The 6,498-nt window shown below is 24.2% G+C and carries 6 protein-coding genes; 2 read left to right on the forward strand and 4 right to left on the reverse strand.

Features of this window, described 5'->3' with window-relative positions:
- Positions 1–60: 60 nt before the first annotated feature.
- The 4 genes from CLTHE_RS14145 to CLTHE_RS14160 form a co-directional block, all read right to left on the reverse strand.
- Positions 61–246, reverse strand: a complete 186-nt coding sequence (locus CLTHE_RS14145; RefSeq protein WP_002597811.1) for a hypothetical protein — start codon at positions 244–246, stop codon at positions 61–63.
- 15 nt (positions 247–261) lie between these two features.
- The gene (locus CLTHE_RS14150; protein WP_080024033.1) at positions 262–2,160 is read right to left on the reverse strand and encodes an ABC-F family ATP-binding cassette domain-containing protein; all 1,899 of its coding nucleotides are present in this window, start codon (positions 2,158–2,160) and stop codon (positions 262–264) included.
- A 166-nt stretch (positions 2,161–2,326) separates the two neighbouring features.
- Positions 2,327–2,731 (reverse strand): hypothetical protein, encoded by a 405-nt coding sequence (locus CLTHE_RS14155; RefSeq protein WP_080024034.1) that lies wholly within the window; start codon positions 2,729–2,731, stop codon positions 2,327–2,329.
- A 55-nt stretch (positions 2,732–2,786) separates the two neighbouring features.
- Positions 2,787–3,167, reverse strand: a complete 381-nt coding sequence (locus CLTHE_RS14160) for an NUDIX hydrolase (RefSeq protein WP_080024035.1) — start codon at positions 3,165–3,167, stop codon at positions 2,787–2,789.
- Between the two features lie 311 nt (positions 3,168–3,478).
- Between CLTHE_RS14160 and CLTHE_RS14165 the strand changes: the two genes are divergently transcribed.
- Positions 3,479–5,653, forward strand: a complete 2,175-nt coding sequence (locus CLTHE_RS14165) for a YhgE/Pip domain-containing protein (RefSeq protein WP_080024036.1) — start codon at positions 3,479–3,481, stop codon at positions 5,651–5,653.
- A gap of 16 nt (positions 5,654–5,669) precedes the next feature.
- A partial coding sequence (locus tag CLTHE_RS14170) for a YhgE/Pip domain-containing protein (protein WP_143324089.1) occupies positions 5,670–6,498 on the forward strand: 829 nt, incomplete at its 3' end.

Here is a 6,498-nt window from a genome sequence, read left to right on the forward strand (position 1 = left end):
TTATAAAATTTTATTCAAAAAAATATGATCAAAATAATTTTGATCATATTTTGTATTAATCTATTTAAGTTCTTTTATAAACTGTATAAGATCATTTTTTATATATTCAGATTTTGAAAAACCTTTATTAAATACTCTTATTTGTTTATATTTAATATTATCCATTTCAAAATCTAATACATCTATTCTATCTCCTTTTATTATTCTATGTTCACGAACTCCTTTAAGCGCTATTTTAATTTCCATATTAACAATCCTTCATTATTTATTTCTTTTCCACTCTTCTATTGCTTTAGCGATAGATAAAAGATATTCTTGTCTCTCATATTTTTCTAATATTAAAAGTTCTAATTCTTCTTTACTCTGAACTAATTCTTGTAATTTAGAATAATTTGTTGAATTTTTTTCTATTTCAATATCTAAATTAGCTAATTTGTCTTCTAATTTAGATATTACATCATCAATCTCTTCAAATTCTTTTTTTTCATTAAATGAAAATTTTGGAGCTTTCTCTCCTTTTTGCTTAGGTTTTTCTTTTTTAACAGTATTATTTACTTTTTCTATTTCATTTTCTTCTTTATTGTATATATAGTCACTATAATTCCCATGATATATCTTAATTTCCCCATTACCTTTAAAATTAAATATTTTATTACATATCCTATCTAAAAAATATCTATCATGAGATACTACTAAAACTACCCCATTATATTCATCTATAAAATTCTCTAGTATTTTTAAAGTTTCAATATCTAAATCATTTGTAGGCTCATCAAGAATTAAAAAATTTGGATTTTCCATAAGAACTCTAAGAAGCTGTAGCCTTCTCTTCTCTCCACCTGACAACTTTTCTATTAAGCTGTATTGCATAGTTGAATCAAATAAAAATCTTTCACAAAGAGTTGAAGCTGATATTTTCGTACCATCATTTGTTGGTATATATTCTCCTCCCTCTTTGACAAAGTCAATTACTCTTAAATTATTATTTAACTCTTTTCCTTCTTGAGAAAAAGCTCCTATTTTAACTGTTTCTCCTATCTCAATATTCCCAGAATCAAATTCTTCTATTCCTTCTATTATATTTAAAAAAGTTGATTTACCAACTCCATTATCTCCTACTATACCAATTCTATCTTCCTTAGTAAATATATAAGAAAAATCACTTATTAATATTTTTTGATCAAACCTTTTATTTAAATTATATATTTCAAGTATTTTCTTTCCTAATCTACTTCCCACATAATTAATTTCTATATCTGTATTGTACTCGGTATATTCTTTAGATACCAATTCATTAAATCTTTGTATTCTAGCTTTTTGTTTAGTTGATCTAGCTTTAGCCCCTCTTTTTATCCATTTAAGTTCTGTTCTTATTAAAGATTGTCTTTTAGTTTCTAAAGTCTTTTCTAATTCTATTCTTTCAACTTTTTTAGTAAGATATTTACTATAGTTTCCTTCATAAGTAAATAAATTTCCTCTATCTAATTCGACTATTTTATTAACAACTCTATCTAAGAAATATCTATCATGAGTTATCATAACTAAAGCACCAGATCTAGAATTTAAATATTCTTCTAACCATTCTATAGATTTGTAATCTAAATGGTTGGTTGGTTCATCTAATATTAAAAGATCGCATGGTTTAATAAGCGCAGCTGCTAAAAATACTCTTTTTCTCTGACCTCCAGATAGCTCTCTCATCTTTTGATTATAATTTACTATACCTAGCTTAGTTAAAATATTTTTAGCTGAAGTCTCTAATTCCCATAAATTCAAACTATCAATTTTACTTTGAAGATTTATTAATCTATCTTGTTTTTCGTTATTACCATTATTTATTTCATCTAATAATGATTCATATTCTAATAAAATTTTCATTTCTTCAGAATCACTTTTAAATATTTGCTCTAATACAGTACAATCCTCTTCAACTTTTTCATTTTGGCTTAAATATTCTATTTTAACATTTTTACCTGCAACTCTTTTTCCATCAAAAAATTCTTCTCTTCCTGAAATTATTTTTAAAAAAGTTGATTTTCCTGCTCCATTTATTCCTATAATACCTATTTTATCTTTATCATTTATACCTAATGAAACTTCTTTTAAAAGAACTTTTTCACTATAACTTTTACTTATGTTCTCTAAAGTTAATAAATTCATTTTTTTCTCCTTAATACGATAATTTATTTAATAGATATATTCTATCAAATTTTCTTTTTTATTTAAAGAAACTAATATTTAGCCCTAAAGGTAAGTTAAGGTCAGTATAAAAGATAATTAATATAAAAAATAAAAATAGGCTTATAAAAAACCTATTTAATATGTACTATATAGCAACTTCTATTTTTTTAAAAGCTACTCTTTTATTTAATTTTAAAGTTTCTTTATCTAACTCTATCTTGTATATATTAGGACAATTAAACTCTCTCCATTTGCGCATATATTTAGGTGTTGCTTCTATAGAGTAATAAAATTCTTCTTCAAAATCGTCTGTAAATTCCAAAAAACTTAAATTAGATCTTGTATCTATATAAACATCATCTTTTTTTAAATTATTTAATAACGGATAAAAGAACTTCATTGGTATTTCATAATTATACATCCCTCTTTTAGTTTTTCCTTCATATATTACTCTTTTTATAAATCTATTATTTAATATATCTTCTTTATTAATAGATAACCTAAATATAGGTTCATTTAAAGAATTTTTATCTATTTTTATTTTTATCATGTCTCTAAACCTCATAATTTTAGAAGCTGTATTATTTTACAGCTTCTAAATAATATTATAATTTCTTAAAAAAGTCATTGACTACATTTTTAGAAAATTCTTCTATATCTATATTTTCTATACGATTTTCACTAACCCATTCACTACTTATTACATTTTTGCCAAGGTTCATAAAATCTTTTATTTTCCCAGTATAAATCATAAAAGTTTCGTTATTTTCATCGTTAAATTCACCATATTCCTCTAAATCAAAAATAAGCGTATTCAAATCTTCTTTGATTGCATTATTTATACATTTCTCATCGGTTTCTTTACCTTTTTTACGTCTACCTACAAGTTGCCATTTTCCAGGATTTTTCTTCTTTCCTTTTTGAATAAGAAGAATATTATTAAAATCATCTTTTAATAATATTAAACATCCTACAATATTTTTCATAATTAGTCTCCTCCCCAAATCACTTAACTTAAATTAAAAATGAGTTTTCAATATATATTTCGATAAAAAATGTCAAAATCCTTCTTTAAGTTAACTATATTTACTTTTTATATTATTAAATGAAATTTTATTAAAAAATATTTTGTATCAGTTAACCTTTTATTCATAATTGCAAACGTTTTTTATATGTAAAAATTACTAAAACGTTAACCTTTTCTTTTACTACTAATACATAACTAAATTTAGTAGTACAATACTATTATTGAGATATTTTTAATTTTAAATTTTTAATTTGGAGGTGTAATTTAAAAATGAAAACTTCCTTTAAAAACACGCTTAAAGTTTATTTTAGAGATTTAAAAGGTATAGTAAAAAATCCAATATCAATTTTAATTATATCTGGATTATGCATAGTCCCTTCTTTATATTCATTTCTTAATGTAATTGCTTGTTGGGATGCTTATTCAAATACATCTAAAATGCAAATAGCCGTTGTTAATAATGATAAAGGAACTACTTTAGATGGAACTAAATTAAATATAGGAGATAATATAGTTTCACAATTAAAAACTAATACCAATATTGGATGGAGGTTTGTAAATTCACAAGAAGGTAATATAGGATTATCATCTGGAGAATATTATTCTGAATTAATAATTCCAGAGAATTTTTCAGAAAATTTAAAAACAATAACTTCAAATAATCCTGTAAAACCAGAGCTTATATATAGGGTTAATACTAAGCTTGGTCCAGTAGCAAATAAAATAACTGAAGTTACACAACAAACTTTATTAGCACAAATAAGAAGTAGTGTTATGTCTGCAATAAGCAATCAGATTTTCACTAAATTAAATACATATGGGAATAAAGCTAAAGAAAATAAAGAACAAATACTTCAGTTAAAAGAGGCGATTATAAATTTAAATGATAATATGAGCAACGTCCTTAATTCATTAAATAATGTTAGTCAAGGTTCTAGTGATTTAAGTGGATATTTATCAGCTATTAAAGAGACTTTCCCTAATATTAATAATGGATTAAGTCAAATTCAAAATAGTACTACCAACATTGGAAATATAGTTGGCAATACTCAAAGCTTATTGAATACTTCATTAAATAATATCACTTTAAACTTAAATGACTCAGAGTCATTTATGAATAATATACTAGGATTATTAAAAAATATTAAAAATACTTCTAACAATTCAAATGCAACTGTAACAGATACATTAAATCAAGTTAAAAGTAAATTGAATTTAATAAGTTCTAACTTAAATACAATACTAAGTTTTTTAAATAGTATAGCACCAAATATCAATAATCCTAATATAGAAAATTTAACACAAAAAACAAAATCAACTTTAGCAAGTATAAATAATGAAAAAGATCAAATAACAGCTGCAATTAATGAAAGCACTTCTTCTGGAAAACAATTAAGTGATACAACTTTAAATTCCATTATAGATGCTGCTTCATCTACTTCAAATGCTATTAATAATGTAAATTCATTTTACAGTAATACAGTTAAAGGTGAGCTTAATTCAATATCTAATAATTTAGTAAAAACTACTAGTTCAGCAGAAAACTTAATAACTGAAACTCAAACATTAAATTCTAAAATAGAATCAATAATTAATTCTTCTAGTACTGGTAGTAGTTTAGCTAAAACTACTAGCAACAATTTAACTAATTATTTAAATGAATATAAAAATATAATTCATGAACTTGCTACTAAATTATCTAGTGTAAATAATAAAGATATAAATACAATTATTGCACTATTACAAGGAAATCCAATTGTTATGGGAGATTATGTTTCAGCACCTTTTAATTTTAAACATGAATCAATTTATCCTGTTGCTAATTACGGATCTGGAATGACTCCTGTTTACAGTGTTCTTGCTTTTTGGGTTGGAGTTCTACTTTTAAGTTCACTTCTTAAAACAGAGCCACCATATTTTGAAGGTATTGAAAATATAAGCATAAGAGAAAAACATTTTGGTAAAATGCTAACTTTCATTACTATAGCCAATATTCAATCACTAATTATAACTATAGGTGCGAAATTTTTATTAGGAGTTCAAGTTGTTGATTTACCATTATTTATTCTATCTTCTATGCTTACTGCAACAACTTTTGCAATAATAGTTTTCACAATTGTTTCTATGTTTAGAACAATTGGTAAAGCAATATGTATAGTACTTATGGTAATTCAACTTTCTGGTACTGGTGGAACTTATCCTATTCAAGCTATGCCAATGTTTTTTAGAATAGTAGAGCCATATTTACCATTTCCATATGGCGTAGACGTAATGAGAGAAGCAATAGCAGGACCTTATTGGCCTAATGCAACTAAAGATATTGTTACATTATTTGTTTTTTCAATAATTTTTATATTAATAGGATATTTCTTCAAGAAACCTTCTTTAGGATTATTTAATAAATTTGAAGGAAAATTCCATCAATCTGGTTTAGCAGAAGAATAATGTAGGAGGAACTAAAATGAAAATTTTAAAATTGTATTTAAAATATTTAAAAAACATAGTAATAAACCCAGCTGCTATAGTTATAATTTTAGGATTAAGCTTGATTCCTTCTTGCTATACCTGGATAACTTTAAAAGCCAATTGGAATCCATATGTAGATACAGGAAATGTTCCTGTAGCCGTAGTTAATGACGATAATGGTGCAATAATTAATGGGTCAATTGTAAATTTTGGAGATAAAATAGTTGATCAACTTCAAAATAATACAGATATGAAATGGACTTTTGTTGGGCAAAAAGTTGCTGATACAGGATTAAAAACTGGAGAATATTATGCAGTAATAACAATTCCTAAAGATTTTTCAGAAGATTTAAAAACTATATCTAGTGGTTCACCAATAAAACCAGATATAATTTATAAAGTAAATGAAAAAACTAATGCAATAGCAACTAAAATTACCGATTTAGCTGCAGATCAACTTCAGCAAAGGATAAAAGAAACTTTTATAAAAAGTGTAAATTTATCTCTGATGAATCAAGCTAATGAATTAGGTAAAAATTTAAATGAAAATAAACCTATGATTTTAGGATTAAAAAATGTTTTAAATACAACAACTAAAAATATATCTGATATAGAAAGTAATATAAATAATACTAATGGTAATGTAGAAGGATTAACTAATTATCTACAAAATTTAAATAATAATATTTCATCAATTACTAATGGAATTAACTCACTAAAAAGTATTGTTAACTCTAGTTCTAATTTAATATCAGGAACTAGAAATAATATAAATAGTACTAAAAATGACTTAAGTGTAAATATAAACAATATAAATTCTATAA

It is taken from the genome of Clostridium thermobutyricum DSM 4928, assembly GCF_002050515.1.
Lineage (GTDB): Bacteria > Bacillota > Clostridia > Clostridiales > Clostridiaceae > Clostridium > Clostridium thermobutyricum.